The organism is Nocardia transvalensis NBRC 15921 (assembly GCF_000308875.1).
In the GTDB taxonomy this organism is placed as follows: Bacteria; Actinomycetota; Actinomycetes; order Mycobacteriales; family Mycobacteriaceae; genus Nocardia; species Nocardia transvalensis.
The window spans coordinates 187757-203211 of the sequence record NZ_BAGL01000042.1 but is presented as its reverse complement, the minus strand read 5'-3'; the positions used below and the strand labels follow the sequence as shown (position 1 = coordinate 203211).

Below are 15455 nucleotides of genomic sequence, written 5' to 3'. Positions count from 1 at the left end.
CACCCGAAGGTGCAATCGGAAGTAACTCGAACCAGAGTCCGAAAACCTAACTAAAACGCCAGCCGGAAAATAGCTGACTAAAATGTCCGACCCTCACACGGGGGGTGAAGACCGGAACCAAAAAATAATTGGCACTGACATTCATCGACACACTATTGAGTTCTCAAAGAACACACGCACAGAAGATCCGGCCGAATTCATCGACTTTCTCTAACAGGCAGGTTCTCCAGCCTAGCCACTTCCACCCTCGGAGTCAAGCCCCGGGGTGTAGTCGGCCGTGCTGAGATCAGGCGCTCCTCGTCCTACCTCGTTTCCCTGGCCGCTGGGGCCCGGGTCGGCGTCCGTGTCGCTCTGACGTTGAATAAGTTACGTGTCGGATAACGGATCGTCAAATCCCCAAGACGGCTGGCGTTTTCGCAGGTAGGAGGGTCGGGATCGATCCGCTGCCGGACCTGAGTCACACGGATGTGACTCAGGTCATGATCATCGTCAGCTGCCGGCCCGTCGCACGCCCGCGAAGTTCTTCTTCCCGCGCCGCAGCACCAGCCAGTCCCCGTGCAGGTAGTCGGAATCCGCGGGGGTCCATTCGGGATCGGCGACGCGGGTGTTGTTCACCGATGCGCCACCCTCGTTGACGGCCCGACGCGCCGCGCCCCGGCTCTCCGAGAGACCCGAGGCCACGAGCAGGTCCACGATCGTCGCGCCCTCGGGGGCCTCGGCCACCGTGCCGTCCACCGCGGCCTCCGTCAGGGCGGCGCCCAGGGTCGACTTGTCGAGTTCGTGCAGGTCGCCGCGTCCGAACAGGGCCTGGCTGGCGAGCTGTGCCGCGCGGGTGTTCGCCTCGCCGTGCACCAGCGTCGTCATCTCGGCCGCCAGTCTGCGCTGGGCCTCGCGAGCGTGGGGTCGCTCCGCGGTCGCCTGCTCCAGCTCGGCCAGTTCCTCACGATCGAGGAAGGTGAACCAGCGCAGGTACCGGACGACATCCGCGTCGCCGGTGTTCACGAAGTACTGGTACCAGGCGTACGGACTGGTCATCTCCGGATCCAGCCAGAGACTGCCGCCGCCGGTGGACTTGCCGAACTTCTTGCCGTCCGCCGATGTCACCAGCGGTGTGGTGAGCGCGTGGACGTGGGCGCTGTCGAGCCGCCGGTTCAGCTCGACACCGGCGATGATGTTGCCCCACTGGTCGGAGCCGCCGACCTGCAGCGCGCAGTCGTGCCGCCGGCGCAGCTGCACGAAGTCGTTGGCCTGCAGCAGCATGTAGCTGAATTCGGTGTAGGAGATGCCCTCGCCGTCGAGACGACGCTTCACGGTCTCACGCGCCAGCATGACGTTCACCGAGAAGTGCTTGCCGATATCGCGCAGGAAGTCCACGGCCGACAGCTGCCCGGTCCAGTCCATGTTGTTCACGATGATCGCGCCGGTCGGCGAGTCGTCGAGATCGACGAAGCGCTCGAGCTGGCCGCGGATCCGGTCCGCCCAGGCGGCCACCGTATCGGTCGAGTTCATCACCCGCTCGCCCACGTCGCGCGGGTCGCCGATCAGGCCGGTGGCGCCGCCCGCCAGCACGATCGGGCGGTGCCCGGCCTGCTGGAAACGCTTGAGCGTCAGCAGCGGAACCAGGTGCCCGGCGTGCAGGCTCGCCGCGGTCGGATCGAAGCCGGCATAGAGGGTGAGCACACCCTTCGCCAGATCGGACCGCAGCTCGTCCAGGTCGGTGGATTGCGCGATCAGCCCACGCCAGGTCAGTTCATCGATGATGTCGACGCTCACGCCGTCCCATCTTTCCGCACGCGCTTCCGCCTCTCGTGGACAGGTCCGTCGCCGGTTCTCGTTCCCACGGGCGACCGGCCGGATCGCCTACATGACTCACCCCCGATGCCATCGTGCACCGGGGGTGAGCCGTGGTCGAACGAATTATCGGCGGCGACTCTCTCAGGTGAACGCCTCTTTCAACGAGGTGAGGTGGGTGCGGCTGGCGGTGGTGGCGACCGCGCTGTCGCGGGCGCGGATGGCGTCCAGCAGAATCTCGTGGGCGTGGTGGTCGGCGCGCTCGTCGGGTAGCGGGCGGAGGCGGAGCATATCGATCATAGCGTGCCGCAGGCGCGGGACGAAGGCGTCGAACATCCCGGTCAGCACGTCGTTGTGGGCGGCTGTGACCACCGTCCGGTGGAATGCCGTATCGGCGTCGACCAGGTCATCGACCGCATCGCCGGCTTCGGCGCGGGCCGCGAGCGCGCGCCACATGGCCCGCAGGTCGGCGGGAGTACGGCGCTGAGCGGCGAGCGCGGCGGCCTCCGCCTCGATCGCGAGCCGGGCCTCGATGACCGTGACGATGTCGGCGCGGCGCAGCACCGTATCCCAGTCCTCGGTCACCTCCAGCGCCGTGACGAATACGCCCGCGCCCTGGCGGCTTTCGAGGACGCCCTTGCCCGCCAGTTCCCGGATCGCCTCGCGCAGGGTCGAGCGCCCGACGCCCAGCTGCGCCGCCAGGGTGGTCTCCCCCGGCAGTTTGTGCCCGAGCCGCCATTCCCCCGCCCGGATCCGGGCGAGCAGTACCTCGGCGGCCTGCGCGGCCAGCGGATGCCTCTGTACGTGCGCCACAGCCCGCACACCTCTCTACTTGTCTGAGGAGTTGACAGCAGTTAGTGTAGGCCACATGGGACAGGGTCTGCTTCTCCTCGGCCGCCGCGGCGGGGTCTGATCGACCGGCACCCTGCCCGCGGGTCGCTGGGCTGCGCCGGTCATCACCTCCGACGCGAAAGTAGCGCCTTTCATGTTCACCTCCCCCGCCCCGTGGAATCGCCAGCGCCCCTCCGCCATGCCGTCACACCGGTATCGCGATGTCTACGAACGGGTTTCGGTCCCCACGGTCGACCGGCACTGGCCGGCCAACCGGATCACCGAGGCGCCGCTGTGGGTGCCCGTCGATCTGCGCGACGGTAATCAGGCCCTGGCGGAGCCGATGGATCCGGCCCGCAAGCGGCGGTTCTTCGAGTTGATGGTCGCCATGGGCTACAAGGAGATCGAGGTCGGCTACCCCAGCGCCTCGCAGGCCGATTTCGACTTCGTCCGGCTGATCCGCGACGCGGAACTGGCGCCCGCGGACGTCACGCTGGTGGTGTTCACCCCGGCGCGGCGGGATCTCATCGAGCGGACCGTGCAGGCGATCGACGGCATCGCCAACGACGTCGTCATCCACATGTACACGGCGACGGCGCCGCGGTGGCGGGACGTGGTGCTGGGTCGTTCGCGCGACGAGCTGGCCGAGCTGATCCTGTCCGGCGGGCGCGACATCCTGGAACTGGCCGGGCATCTGCCCAACGTCCGGTTCCAGTTCTCCCCCGAGGTCTTCATCCTCACCGAGCCCGATTTCGTACTGCGGGTGTGCGATTCGATGACGGCGCTGTGGGACGCGACCCCGCAGCGGCCGGTGACGCTGAATCTCCCGGCGACCGTCGAGGTGGCGACGCCGAACGTGTACGCCGACCAGATCGAGTACATGCATCGCAACCTGGCCCGCCGCGACAGCGTGGTGCTGTCGGTTCATCCGCACAACGACCGCGGCACCGGCATCGCCTGTGCCGAACTGACCGTGCTGGCGGGCGCGCAGCGGGTGGAGGGCTGCGTTTTCGGCAACGGCGAGCGGACCGGCAATGTCGATATCGCCACGCTGGCGCTGAATCTGCACGCGCAGGGCGTCGACCCGCGGATCGACTTCTCGGATATCGACGAGATCCGCGCGACGGTCGAATACTGCACGCGCATCCCGATCCATCCGCGTCATCCGTACGCGGGCGACCTGGTGTACACGGCGTTCTCGGGCACCCATCAGGACGCCATCAAGAAGGGCTTCGCCGCCCATCGCGAGCGGGCGGCGCGGGAGGGCGTCTCCGAACGCGAAATCGGCTGGGAGGTACCGTATCTGCCGATCGATCCGGCCGATGTGGGACGCTCCTACGAGGCGGTGATCCGGGTCAACTCGCAGTCCGGCAAGGGCGGTATCGCCTATCTGCTGGAAACCGAGTACGGCGTGACGCTCGAGCGCTCCGAGCAGATCGAATTCGCCCGGCACGTACAGCGTTTCACCGATGCGACCGGAACGGAGGCCTCGGCGGCCGAGCTGCTGCGGCTGCTCACCGAATTTCGCGCGGATGCCTCGCGATGTGATGCCGGCGTGTCGGATGCCCGGGAGCGCGGCATGCGGTGCTGATCAGGCCGGGTGCTCGAGACGCGGAGCACGGGGGCTGCGGCGGTAGGCCGAGACGGCGGGGGAGCCGGTCAGCCAGAGTCGCCACGGGCGGTCGGCGGCGAGGCTGACCCCCACGCGGGGGCCGACGCCTATCGCCGATACGTCGGTGATCTCGGGGCCCAGTTCCAGGCGGATCGGGGACTCCGGGTCGAACAGCGGGGTTCCGTAGTCGTCCAGGGTGATTCCGAGCGCGCTGCCGAGGTTGCCCGGGCCCCTCGCCAAGCCGGCGTCGGTGCGGGCGGCCGGGCGGCGCGATCGGGCGATCTCGTGCCCCGCGATCACCTCACCGGCCCGGATCAGGACGGCGCTGGCGAGGCCGTCCGGGCCGCTGGTGACATTCACACAGACGTGCATCCCGTAGCTGAAATAGACGTAGAGCACCCCGGGCGGGCCGAACATGACGGCATTGCGCGGGGTACGGCCACGGCCGGAGTGCGCGGCCGGGTCATGCCACGGCCCGGCCGGGTCCCCGCCGTACGCCTCGACCTCGACGATGCGCACGCCGACGGGACCCGACCACAGCGTGGCGCCCAGCAGCCGGTGCGCGGCGGCGAGGGGTTCGACGGCTAGTTCCTCGGCAGACACAGCGACCCATTGTCCCGGACCGCGCGCCGGCCGCGCCGAGGGCGTCTACTTGGGCAGGTCGACCAGCCAGCGATCGACGCCGCCGTGGCCCGAGCACGAACCGCGCCGGTGCTGGCTGAAGCTGTACGCGCCGTCGTTGCACTGGGCGGTGGCGCCGTCGGGAACCGTCGCGCTCTGCTCGGGGCGCTGGACGCAGGCGTGATCGACGTTCTCGTACTGGCCCGCACCGCAGACCAGCTGCACCGGGCCCGCGGTGGCGGTGGGCGCGACGAGCGCGGAGGTGGCGACGGCGGCGGCGAACAGCCCCGAGGCGAGGAGGGGAATCCGGCGTCCGGAAACCGCCGGGCGACTCCGGCGGACGGCCCGGATCGATGTGGTGAGCATGATTAAATCCCTTACAGCAGAACATAATTCAGCCGGAAGGCAACGATCTCCCCCCAGCGAAGCTACTTTATCGCAGCGTCCAGTCGGTTTCGGGCGATCGCGTGGCAAAGAGGACGAAAGTCCCTACGGGCTGGTGACCCCGGTCCCGGCCAAAAGCACGCCGGGACAACCAGCACGGGTGGGGCAGCGCGGGGAATCGGTGGGGGCGGAGCGAAGCGGGCAATGGGTGGGAGCAGGCAATGGGTGGGGGCGGAGCGGAGCAGGCAATGGGTGGGGGCGGAGCGGCAATCGGGGGGCGGAGGGGCGCTGGCCGTCAGTGCGGGCCGGGCGGGTGCAGGCCGGTTAGTTTGTCCGGGTTGACCTGGAATCGGATGGCGGTGACGTGGCCGTCGACGATGTCGTAGGTGAGGGCGCCGATGGGGGTTTCGCCCAGGACGGCGAGGAGGCCTAGTTCGCCGTTGATGGTGGCCGGTTTCATGTGGATGCCGGCGGCTATCGGTTTGGCCATGGTGCCGAGCATCCAGCGGGCGACGTGGTCGGCGCCGTGCAGGGGGCGGCGGGCGGCGGTGACCTTGCCGCCGCCGTCGTTCCAGAGGGTGACGTCGGGGGCGAGCAGTTCCATGAGGGCGTTGACGTCGCCGCCGTGCGCGGCGGCCAGGAATTTCCGCGTCACCTCGCGGCGCCCGGCCGGGTCGGTGTCGTAGCGCGGGCGGCGAGCCCGCACGTGGTCGCGGGCGCGGTGGGCGATCTGCCGCACCGTCGCCTCGGGCCGGTCGAGGATGCCGCCGATCTCCGCGTGCGAGAACCCGAATACCTCGCGCAGCACGAAGACCGCGCGCTCGACCGGGCTCAGGGTTTCCAGGACGACCAGCATCGCGGTCGAGACGCTGTCGGCCATCTCGGACTCCTCGGCGGCATCGGCCGCGGTCAGCAGGGGTTCGGGAAGCCAGGGCCCGACGTAGGTCTCGCGGGTGGCCCGCGCCGAGGTGAGGCGGTTGAGCGACAGGTTCGTCACCGTGCGCACCAGGTAGGCCTTGGGGTGGTCGACGGCGTCGCGGTCGGCGGCATGCCATTTCAGCCAGGCGTCCTGCAGGACGTCCTCGGCGTCGGACACGCTGCCCAGCATCCGGTAGGCGGTGCCGAACAGCAGCCGCCGGTGCGCGACGAAGGGGTCGTCCGCGCCGAGGTCGTCGGTGGCGTCCTGCATGGCCTCGTACTTTCCGGTCAGGAGGTGTGACGGGTGGTCCGGCCGCCCTTCGACAGCGCGGCCGGGACATTCATCATCCTGCTCATCCTGAAGAAGGGAATCGGGCTGCCGCTCACACTTTCCTTGTAGAAGACCGCCGGGCGGCCCTTCAGATACCAGCGCCGCGGTGTGTCGTCGGCGTGGGTGAACTGAATGACCGCATCGCGGCGGCCGAGGCTGACCGGCTGGTGGATGTACCCGAACCGGAACGGCCGCACCGCCTTACCCCGCAATTGCCGAGCGAGGGCATCGGCGGTGTAGGCGGCAGTGGGCATACCGCTCTGGCAGGTGCCGTGCAGCGTCCCCCACGGCATGCGCACCGCGGCCGCGTCGCCGACGGCATGGACGTCCGGGTGCGAGACCGAGCGCAGAGCGGGGTCGGTGACGACGAGACCTCGTGCGTCCGTGGCGATTCCGGCTTCGGCGGCCAAGCGGGAAACACGAACGCCGGCGGTCCAGAGGGTCAGATCCGACGCCACCAGCTCACCCGTGGCCAGTCGCACGGCGTCGGGCAGCACCTTGGTCACCTGCCCGCCGACGCGCCGGACGATGCCGAGCCGATCGAGCGCCCGGTTCAGGTGGGCGCGGGCCCGCTCGCCCATCATCGCGCCCGGTTCGGCGGCGGCGATCAGGGTGACCGTCAGGTCCGGGTGACTCTCGGCGATCTCCGTCGCGGCCTCGATCCCGGTGAGGCCACCGCCGACGACGGTGACGGTCCCGCCGGTCGCGGCGATATCGGCCAGCCGCCGCGCGAAGCGGTGTGCCAGACGCGGGTCGTTCAGGGTCCAGGCATGTTCGGCGACGCCCGGCACCGAGGTCGTATCGGTGGTGCTGCCGAGGGCGTAGATCAGAGTGTCGTAGTCGAGGACGGCACCGTTGTCGAGGGTGACGCGGTGGGCGTCCGGATCGAGGGCGGTGGCGGCGGCGCGGCGGAAATCCACGCCCGAGCCGTCGAGCAGTTCGGGGATGCGATGGTCGGCCAGGTCCTGCCCGGCGGCGATCTGATGCATCCGCAGCCGTTCGGTGAACCGGTCGGAGGGGTTGACCAGGGTGATGCGCACCTGCTGCCGGCGGGTCCGATGGGCCAGCCGAAGCGTGGCCAGCATGCCGGTGTAGCCCGCGCCCAGGACGACGATCTCGTGAGGTTTCGTGGTGGTGTTCATGCCCATCGGACAAGGCGCCCGCGGGGAACGTGACAGGAGGTGACTGTGAACCACATCACAGACATTGTGCCTGGTCGCGGGCCCGGAACACAGGTGGGCGAGTCATGGTTGCAGGAGAGGACAACCCGTATCCGAGTGAGGTGACATGGCCGTACAGGTCGAGATCTGGACCGATATCAACTGCCCGTTCTGCTACCTGGGGAAGCGGCGGTTCGAACAGGCCCTCGCGGATTTCCCGCACAGCGCGAACGTGCGGGTGGTGCACCGGTCGTTCGAGTTGGATCCGACGCTTCCGGCCGATCACACCGGACCCGTGATCGGGCATATCGCGGAGAAGTACGGCATCAGCGAGGCCCAGGCCGCCGCCAACGAGCGCGGCATCGGCGCACAGGCCGAAGAGGCGGGCCTGCCGTACCGGACGGCGGGCCGCGACTTCGGCAACAGCTTCGATATGCACCGGCTGCTGCACTACGCCCTCGACCATGGCAAGCAGGAAGAGGTGCTCGACGCGCTCTACCGCGGCAATTTCGCCGAGGAGCGCCCGCTGTTCGGCGACACCGAGCGGCTGGTGGAACTGGCCGTCGGCGCCGGGCTGGACGAGGCCGATACGCGGGCGGTGCTCGCCGACCCCGAGGCGTACGCCGACGCGGTCCGCGCCGACGAGGATCAGGCGGCGCGCTTCGGCGCTCGGGGTGTGCCCTTCTTCGTCTTCGATCGCAAGCTGGCCGTCTCCGGCGCCCAGCCGCCCGAGGTCTTCGGCCAGGCCCTCGAACGTGCGTGGGAGGAGCGTGAGCCTGCGCTGGAGGTCGTCGCGGACGGGGCTGCCTGCGGGCCGGACGGCTGCTGAGGGGGTTTCCGGCCAGAAGCGTGCCGGAAATCAACCGGATCAGGTGGAACCCTGAGGGAGTTGTGGGCGTATCCAGGGAACGAATCGGGACTGTTCCCGATTCCGCCGGAAGGCCGCGGTTCCTAGCGTCGAGGGATGAGTGATCGGCGGTCGCGGGTGCGGCGAATTCTGTTATGGCTCGGCGCATTCGGGGTGGTGTCCGTGATCGCTGTGGGTGCCGGTGTGGTGTGGCTCTACACCGATGCGAAGGTGTCGACGGTCGGGCAGGTGCGCTTCACCGAGGAACTCCCCGTACCACCCCTGGCGGAGTCGCGGATCGAGCCGGACGGGACGCGCGTCTTCGACCTCGAGATGCGTTCGGGGACAAAGGAATTCCGACCGGGCCAAGCGACCGCGACGTGGGGGTTCAACGGCGACTACCTCGGTCCCACGCTGCGTGCACGGCGCGGGGAGAAGGTGCGGGCCGATATCCGCAATGCGCTCGGCGAGGCGTCGACCGTGCACTGGCACGGCATGCACCTGCCCGCGGCGATGGACGGCGGGCCGCATCAGCCGATCGAGCCCGGCGCCACCTGGTCACCGCGGTGGACCGTGGACCAGCCCGCCGCGACGCTCTGGTACCACCCACATCCACACGGCGCCACCGAATCCCATGTGCAGCGCGGGCTGGCCGGAATGTTCCTCGTCGACGACGACTCCGAATCCCTGCCGCTGCCACGGACCTACGGCGTCGACGACCTGCCGCTCATCGTGCAGGACGTGAAGTTCCGCGGCGCCGGATTCGACCACGGCCGCGGAATGCTGTCCGACACCGGATTTCTCGGCGATCGCACCATGGTCAACGGTTCGCTCGCACCCTCGCGCGAGGTCGGCGACGAACTGGTGCGATTGCGGCTGCTCAACGCCTCGACGGCCCGCATCTACAACTTCGGCTTCGCCGACGACCGCCCGTTCGCGCTGATCGGCACCGACGGCGGCCTGCTGGAACGCCCCGCCGATATGGCCCGCGTCCAGCTCTCGCCCGGTGAGCGCGCGGAGATCGTGGTGCGGATGCGTCCCGGCGAACGCGCCGTCCTGCGCGGCTACCCGACCGATCTCGGCCTCGACTTCTACAACCGCCGGTTCAGCGGCGGTGACGACACCTTCGACATCCTCGAACTGCGCGCCGCCGAAACACTGCGCGCCACAACACGTCTGCCGGACGAACTGACATCGTCACAGCTCCCCCGCGCCACCGACTCGGTCCGCGAACGCACCTTCGACCTGCAACTCGCGGGAATCAACAACCGGCCCATGGCGATGGACCGCATCGACGCCACCGTCGTCCGCGGGACCACCGAGACCTGGGTGGTCCGCAACACCGACGGCATGCCGCACAACTTCCACGTGCACGACGTGCAGTTCGCGGTGCGGGAGGTGGACGGCGCGCCACCGCCGCCCGCTCTCACCGGGCCTAAGGACACGGTCGCCCTCCCGCCGGGGACCACGGTGACGCTGCTGCTGCGCTTCGACGGACCGGCCGATCCGGACGCGCCCTACATGTATCACTGCCACCTGCTGTGGCACGAGGACCAGGGAATGATGGGCCAGTTCGTCGTGGTCGAGCCGGGCGGATCGGCCGGAACGCCCGCGCACCACAGCGGGCACTGACGCGGGTCTTGCGTTCGGAACGCATCGGGCGCAGAATTCATCACATAATGAATTCCACACTCGATGAAATAGAGGGTGACCAATGACGGCACCGGATTCGTCCCCTGCCATCGCGGTAGAACACCTGCGGGTGCACCGGGGCGGGCGCGAGGTCCTGCACGATGTCTCGCTGACCGTGCCGCGCGGGAGTATCACCGGACTGCTCGGCCCGTCCGGCTGCGGCAAGACCACCCTGATGCGCAGCATCGTGGGCACACAGGTGATCGAGGCCGGCAGCGTGCGGGTACTCGGCGAGGTCGCCGGGAGCGTGGGTCTGCGGGCTCGCGTCGGCTACGTCACGCAGGCGCCGAGCATCTACGACGACCTGACCGTGACCGACAACGTCTCGTATTTCGCCGCGCTGTACGGGCGTTCGTCCGGCGATACCAAGGCCGCCATCGATGCCGTCGGGCTGGGGAAGCACGCCCGGCAGCGCGGCAATCAGCTCTCGGGCGGGCAGCGCACCCGCGCCTCGCTGGCGTGCGCGCTGGTCGCCGATCCGGAACTCCTGGTTCTCGACGAGCCGACCGTGGGCCTGGATCCCGTTCTGCGCGTGGAACTCTGGGATCAGTTCCACGCCCTGGCCGCCCAGGGCCGCACGCTGCTGGTCTCCAGCCACGTCATGGACGAGGCCGAACACTGCGGGCAGCTGCTGCTCATGCGCGACGGACAGCTGCTGGCCCAGGTCACCCCCGACGAGCTGCGCGCCGACACCGGCGAAACCAGCCTGGAGAGTGCCTTTCTCGCGCTGATCAAGATGGGAGAGCCCCGGTGACAACGACTTCCGCGCCCGCGATCACCCGGCCGCTGCGCTGCTACACGGCCACCACCCTGCGCATCCTCAAGCAGTTGCGCGCCGACCACCGCACGGTGGCCATGCTGCTGTTGGTCCCGGCGCTACTGATCGCGCTGCTGTACTTCGTCTATCACGACACCCCGTCCGCGCCGGGCGCGCCGCGGATGTTCGACCGGGTCGGCATCAGCATGCTCGGCATCCTGCCGTTCATCGTCATGTTCCTGATCACCGCGATCGCCATGCAGCGGGAGCGGACCTCGGGCACGCTGGAGCGGCTGATGACCACGCCGCTGTCCAAGCTGGACCTGCTCGCCGGATACGGCACGGCCTTCTCGTCCGCGGCGGCGGGCCAGGCGGCGCTGGCCTGCCTGGTCGCCTTCGGGCTGCTCGGCCTGCGGTCGGAGGGCAGCGTCTGGCTGGTGCTCCTGATCGCGGTGGTGGACGCGGTGCTCGGGGTGGCGCTCGGGCTGCTGGCGAGTGCGTTCGCGCGCACGGAGTTTCAGGCCGTGCAGTTCATGCCGCTCGTGGTCGGGCCGCAGTTCTTCCTGTGCGGACTGCTGGTGCCGCGCGGGCAGCTGCCGGACTGGCTGGAGGCGATCAGCAACGTCCTGCCGCTGAGTTACGCCGTCGACGCGCTGCAGCAGGTGTCGCGCTACACCGGCGCCACCGGCGAGATGTGGCGCGATCTGGGCGTCGTCGCCGGATTCGCCGCCGTCGCACTGGCTCTCGGCGCGGCGACGCTACGCAGGCGGACCGCGTGACGGACCCGAACGCCGACGCCGGCGGTCCGGACGAGCGGGCCGCCGGGCGCAGCGGGCGCAGGCCCGGACGGCCCGGGACCCGGGAGGCGATCCTCGACGCGGCGCGAATCCGCTTCGCCGAGGTGGGTTTCGACAACGCGTCCGTCCGCTCCATCGCCGCCCAGGCGGGTGTCGATCCCGCACTCGTGCACCACTACTTCGGCGCCAAACAGCAATTGCTCACGGCCGCACTGGATCTGCCGCTCGATCCCGCCCTGATCCGGGACCGGATCGCCGCGGCGCCGAGCGACCGGATCGGCGAGACCATCGTGCGCACGGTGCTGGGCATCTGGGACTCACCGGTCGGCGTGCACGCGGTGGCGGCGTTCCGCAGCATCCTCGGCGGCACGAACGATCCGGCGCTGGCCCGCGCGTTCCTGCTGGAAGTCGTGCTGCGCGATGTCCGGGACCGGGTCGACGACCCGCCGGGGTCGGGGACCGCGCGGGTGCTGCTGGCCGCGTCGCAGATGATCGGCCTGCTCGTGGCGCGCAAGGTGGTCGGGGTGGAGCCGCTGGCCTCCCTGACTCCCGACCAGCTGGCCGTCCTCGTCGGACCGGCCGTCCAGCGCTACCTGACCGGCGACCTCGACCTGCCCGACGCGGCGCTCAGCCCTGAGCCGAAAACGCCTCGTGCTCTTCGGGAGTGACCTCGCGGGCCTCATCGATCAGCAGCACCGGAATACCGTTGTCGATCGGGTAGGCGCGGCGCAGGCGGGGGTTGTAGAGGGCGCTGTTGCCGTCCCGGTCGTGGACCAGCGACAGCGGGCCCTTGTCCTCCGGGCAGGCCAGCAGGCTCAGCAGGGTGGGGTCCAAGGTTTCCTCCGGCATGACCGACAACCTACCGGTCGGCCGCGGCGGGCTCCCGCGGTGCCCGCCGGAACGAGAAGTGACGGTGACCGAAGTAGCTCGCCACCGCCACCACGCCCATCACCGCCACTGTCGCGGGCGTCTCGGGCAGCTTCGCCACACCGACGGCCAGCTGCACGCCGGCCATGTTCAGCAGCATCCCGCCGGAGTTCACCAGGACGAACCGCACGAAGTCGCGCAGTACGTGCCCACGCACCCGGAACACCAGCGTCCGGTGCGCGACGAACGCGAACACGATGCTGATGCAGTAGGCCAGCGCCACCGCCGAGGCGGGCGGCCAGCTGTCGGGCAGCACCTTCAGCCACAGCACGGTCAGCACCATGCCCAGCAGCGTGTTGGCGCCGCCGACGGCCGCGAACGCGACCTCCTGCCGCCGGATCAGCCGCAGCAGGAGTCCGGGCGGGGGTGTCGCGGCCGCGTCCGGGACGATCTCGGTCACGGGAGTGATTCCGCCAGTGGAGGTTCCGGCGAGGTGGGCTCGGGCGCGTCGGGATCGCCCTCGTCCCGGCGGCGGGACCGGACGTACCACCACTGCATGACGCCGAGACCGAGCAGCCCGAGAACGGCGGTGGTCATGCCGATCTTCCAGCCCGGCGGCCGCCAGGTCACCTCGAGGGTGGCGTTGTCGGTGCCGGCCGGGATGTTCACGGCCACGAAGGACTTGGCCACCGTCGTGAACGGAATCTCCTTGCCGTTCAGGCTGACCCGGTAGCCCGGCCAGCCCAGCCGCGCGAACACCACGCGCCCGCCGTCGGCCGACGACACCCGCACCTTGCTGGAGGTCCCGGACTCCGAGACCGAGGTCGCGGTGGCGTCGTGGGCGTCGGCGACGCGGCCGTTCACCGTGGAGATCGGGCCGTCGACGCGTTCGAGCACCGCGATGTAGCGCTCGTGCCCGGGCGACTCCACCCACTTCCAGCCGTCCGGCGCGGGCTGCGTCCCGGCGTCGGGGAACATGGCCTTCTGCAGCACGATCCGGTCCAGCTTCATGAGATCGGCGAGGGTGCGGCCGGTGGTCGGCTCGGGGGTGAACAGCCGCCGGTAGGCGTCGGGGCAGACGCTGGAATCCCAGCGCATGCACAGCATTTCGCCGAACCAGTAGTGCCCGTTCGGCGTGTAGCCGTTGACGTAGTTCTGCTCCACATCCTTGGCGTAGTTGCCGAAGGCCAGCGACCCGTAGGCGCCGTGCAGCGTCCGGTCCTGCGGTTGCAGCAGACCGCGGTCGCCGAGTTGCAGCGTGACCCCCGGGAACTGCGGGAATACGGCCTTGGCGTCGGAGCGGTTGGTGGGCAGCTTCCAGCTCATCGGATTCGGTTGCGCGGCCTCCACCTGGGAGTACGCGATCGGCAACATGGCCGCGATCGTCAGCAGCGCCGCGGCGGCCGCACCGCGCGTGCGGGCCAGCCACACCACCGCCGCCCCGATCGCCGCCACCGCGACCGCCGACAGCACGTGCCACAGCACATTGTGCGGATCGGCGGAGAACGTGCGCACCCACAGCAGCCCGATCAGCACCGCCGCCGCGATACACCGATTGCGCCAGTTCGCGACTGTGCCGAACCGGCCGAGCAGCACGCACACCAGCACCAGCAGGCCCAGCGCCAGCATCGGCAGTACGCGGGCCGGCCAGCGCAGCGGGCCCACCGTCCCGGGCCCGGCGGCCCACATCAGGAACATGATCGCGAACAGCGCCACCGCCGTCAGCTCGCGCCAGGCGGCCCGCGCCCGGCCCCAGTCGACGAAGGCCAGCGCCGGAATCAGGAACCAGGCGATATAGGTCATCGGCAGCGGCTGGATATAGCCCCACCACGAATTCAGCGCGGGCACCGCGGACGGCAGCGAGGCGTTCAGCGATTCCGACCAGGGCACCGTGAGGAACTGGTCGTTGTTGATCTGCGAGGTGCCGCGCCAGGTCACCTTCGCCGACAGCATGCTCGGCAGGTAGGTGAGCAGGCCCGCCATGCCCGCGAATACCGCCACCGTCGCCAGCCGCGCGACCGGCTGCCACTTGCGCTGGTAGACCAGCTCGCCCACGGCGACCGCCAGCAGCATGAGCGCGGACTCCACGGCCGGGAAGACGTATTCGACCGAGATCGCCAGATAGAGGAAGACGAAGACCGGGATCGGCCCGCCCCTGCCCCGCGAATACCGGACCGCCGACGCCCACGCGTGCACCATCCAGGCGGTGCCCGTCAGGGAGGTCATCCAGCTGGCGGTGTCGAAGAACAGGAACCAGCCGGTGAACGGGAAGGCCACGCCGGCCACCGCCGCCCACTGCACCCGCCCGCCGTAGGCCAGGCACACCCGGTACACGCCCAGCGCGGCGATGATCGAGAACAGCAGCTTCACCAGCGTCGCGTAGACCGCGAGATTGTCGACCGAGGGCGCGATCAGATCGATCAGCAGCTGCGGCGGGTTGAACAGACCCGCCTCCTCCATCGTGTAATTGCCCGTCATCCACTGCTCGGGGATCAGCACCGGGAGGCTGCCCTCGCGCAGGTGGTTGCCGAGCATCACCCACAGCGGGGTGTACTGGGATTCGGTGTCGTCGGTGAAGAAGTGGCGGGCGTCGGCCAGTAACACCGCGACATAGCCGAGGATCACGCCGAGGACGGTGATCCCGCCCCATCGATACACGGCCTTGCGCGACTTCTCGCCCGCGGCATCGTCGGGGACCAGCTGGGGTTCCTCGGCCACCGGGGATTCGGCGAGCGCCGTCGACACTGCACTTTCCACCACGAGTTCCAGACCCTACAGGGCGACGTGACGGTTGGCATTCACCGAGGACGGGGTGATGATCCATGGATCCCTTGCCGCGACCGGGAG

At 69.5% G+C, this 15455-nt stretch carries 15 protein-coding genes; 6 read left to right on the top strand and 9 right to left on the bottom strand.

Features of this window, described 5'->3' with window-relative positions:
* Positions 1 to 489: 489 nt before the first annotated feature.
* Both tyrS and ON41_RS13400 read right to left on the bottom strand, forming a co-directional pair.
* Positions 490 to 1773: a tyrosine--tRNA ligase gene (tyrS, locus tag ON41_RS13405; RefSeq protein WP_040747890.1), complete on the bottom strand. Its 1284-nt coding sequence runs from the start codon at positions 1771 to 1773 to the stop codon at positions 490 to 492.
* Positions 1774 to 1935: 162 nt separating this feature from the next.
* A complete protein-coding gene (locus ON41_RS13400) occupies positions 1936 to 2604 on the bottom strand; it encodes a FadR/GntR family transcriptional regulator (protein ID WP_040747889.1) in 669 nt (222 codons plus the stop codon).
* A gap of 172 nt (positions 2605 to 2776) precedes the next feature.
* Between ON41_RS13400 and ON41_RS13395 the strand changes: the two genes are divergently transcribed.
* Positions 2777 to 4213, top strand: a complete 1437-nt coding sequence (locus ON41_RS13395) for a 2-isopropylmalate synthase (RefSeq protein WP_246461686.1) — start codon at positions 2777 to 2779, stop codon at positions 4211 to 4213.
* Here ON41_RS13395 and ON41_RS13390 read toward each other — a convergent pair whose 3' ends face one another.
* From ON41_RS13390 to ON41_RS13375, 4 genes are all read right to left on the bottom strand, one after another.
* Positions 4214 to 4837 (bottom strand): DNA-3-methyladenine glycosylase, encoded by a 624-nt coding sequence (locus tag ON41_RS13390; protein WP_040747888.1) that lies wholly within the window; start codon positions 4835 to 4837, stop codon positions 4214 to 4216.
* A 45-nt stretch (positions 4838 to 4882) separates the two neighbouring features.
* Positions 4883 to 5221, bottom strand: a complete 339-nt coding sequence (locus tag ON41_RS13385; protein WP_063709872.1) for a DUF3761 domain-containing protein — start codon at positions 5219 to 5221, stop codon at positions 4883 to 4885.
* A gap of 313 nt (positions 5222 to 5534) precedes the next feature.
* The gene (locus ON41_RS13380; RefSeq protein ID WP_040747887.1) at positions 5535 to 6428 is read right to left on the bottom strand and encodes an RNA polymerase sigma-70 factor; all 894 of its coding nucleotides are present in this window, start codon (positions 6426 to 6428) and stop codon (positions 5535 to 5537) included.
* Positions 6429 to 6445: 17 nt separating this feature from the next.
* Positions 6446 to 7630 carry an NAD(P)/FAD-dependent oxidoreductase gene (locus ON41_RS13375; RefSeq protein WP_040747886.1) on the bottom strand — a complete coding sequence of 395 codons (1185 nt, stop codon included), beginning with the start codon at positions 7628 to 7630 and terminating at the stop codon, positions 6446 to 6448.
* A 145-nt stretch (positions 7631 to 7775) separates the two neighbouring features.
* Here ON41_RS13375 and ON41_RS13370 point away from each other — a divergent pair, with 145 nt between their 5' ends.
* The 5 genes from ON41_RS13370 (at position 7776) to ON41_RS13350 (ending at position 12409) form a co-directional block, all read left to right on the top strand.
* Positions 7776 to 8477 (top strand): DsbA family oxidoreductase, encoded by a 702-nt coding sequence (locus ON41_RS13370; protein WP_040747885.1) that lies wholly within the window; start codon positions 7776 to 7778, stop codon positions 8475 to 8477.
* Between the two features lie 135 nt (positions 8478 to 8612).
* Positions 8613 to 10127: a multicopper oxidase family protein gene (locus ON41_RS13365; RefSeq protein WP_040747884.1), complete on the top strand. Its 1515-nt coding sequence runs from the start codon at positions 8613 to 8615 to the stop codon at positions 10125 to 10127.
* An 82-nt stretch (positions 10128 to 10209) separates the two neighbouring features.
* Positions 10210 to 10941 carry an ABC transporter ATP-binding protein gene (locus ON41_RS13360; RefSeq protein ID WP_040747883.1) on the top strand — a complete coding sequence of 244 codons (732 nt, stop codon included), beginning with the start codon at positions 10210 to 10212 and terminating at the stop codon, positions 10939 to 10941.
* Entirely contained in the window at positions 10938 to 11723 is a 786-nt protein-coding gene (locus ON41_RS13355) for an ABC transporter permease (RefSeq protein WP_083905317.1), read from the top strand. The genes ON41_RS13360 and ON41_RS13355 overlap by 4 nt, the downstream gene beginning before the upstream one ends.
* Positions 11720 to 12409, top strand: coding sequence for a TetR/AcrR family transcriptional regulator (locus ON41_RS13350; protein WP_051161358.1), 690 nt, complete (start codon positions 11720 to 11722; stop codon positions 12407 to 12409). The genes ON41_RS13355 and ON41_RS13350 overlap by 4 nt, the downstream gene beginning before the upstream one ends.
* Here the strand turns inward: ON41_RS13350 and ON41_RS13345 are convergent.
* Genes ON41_RS13345 through ON41_RS13335 form a run of 3 tightly spaced genes read right to left on the bottom strand, consistent with a single transcriptional unit; the run spans position 12369 to position 15266 of the window.
* Positions 12369 to 12590 (bottom strand): Trm112 family protein, encoded by a 222-nt coding sequence (locus tag ON41_RS13345; protein WP_040747933.1) that lies wholly within the window; start codon positions 12588 to 12590, stop codon positions 12369 to 12371. The two genes, ON41_RS13350 and ON41_RS13345, sit on opposite strands and share 41 nt — an antisense overlap.
* Positions 12591 to 12600: 10 nt before the next feature.
* Positions 12601 to 13068: a GtrA family protein gene (locus ON41_RS13340; RefSeq protein ID WP_246829521.1), complete on the bottom strand. Its 468-nt coding sequence runs from the start codon at positions 13066 to 13068 to the stop codon at positions 12601 to 12603.
* Complete coding sequence (locus ON41_RS13335; RefSeq protein WP_040747931.1) at positions 13065 to 15266, bottom strand: putative glycosyltransferase family protein; 2202 nt, start codon at positions 15264 to 15266, stop codon at positions 13065 to 13067. Before ON41_RS13335 ends, ON41_RS13340 begins: the two co-directional genes overlap by 4 nt.
* Positions 15267 to 15455: the final 189 nt, after the last annotated feature.

Bases quoted from the DNA above. Each gene is read 5' to 3' on its own strand.
- ON41_RS13375 (WP_040747886.1), bottom strand. From the start codon at position 7,630: ATGAACACCACCACGAAACCTCACGAGATCGTCGTCCTGGGCGCGGGC.
- ON41_RS13360 (WP_040747883.1), top strand. From the start codon at position 10,210: ATGACGGCACCGGATTCGTCCCCTGCCATCGCGGTAGAACACCTGCGG.
- ON41_RS13395 (WP_246461686.1), top strand. From the start codon at position 2,777: ATGTTCACCTCCCCCGCCCCGTGGAATCGCCAGCGCCCCTCCGCCATG.
- ON41_RS13345 (WP_040747933.1), bottom strand. From the start codon at position 12,590: ATGCCGGAGGAAACCTTGGACCCCACCCTGCTGAGCCTGCTGGCCTGC.
- ON41_RS13380 (WP_040747887.1), bottom strand. From the start codon at position 6,428: ATGCAGGACGCCACCGACGACCTCGGCGCGGACGACCCCTTCGTCGCG.
- ON41_RS13370 (WP_040747885.1), top strand. From the start codon at position 7,776: ATGGCCGTACAGGTCGAGATCTGGACCGATATCAACTGCCCGTTCTGC.
- ON41_RS13365 (WP_040747884.1), top strand. From the start codon at position 8,613: ATGAGTGATCGGCGGTCGCGGGTGCGGCGAATTCTGTTATGGCTCGGC.
- ON41_RS13385 (WP_063709872.1), bottom strand. From the start codon at position 5,221: ATGCTCACCACATCGATCCGGGCCGTCCGCCGGAGTCGCCCGGCGGTT.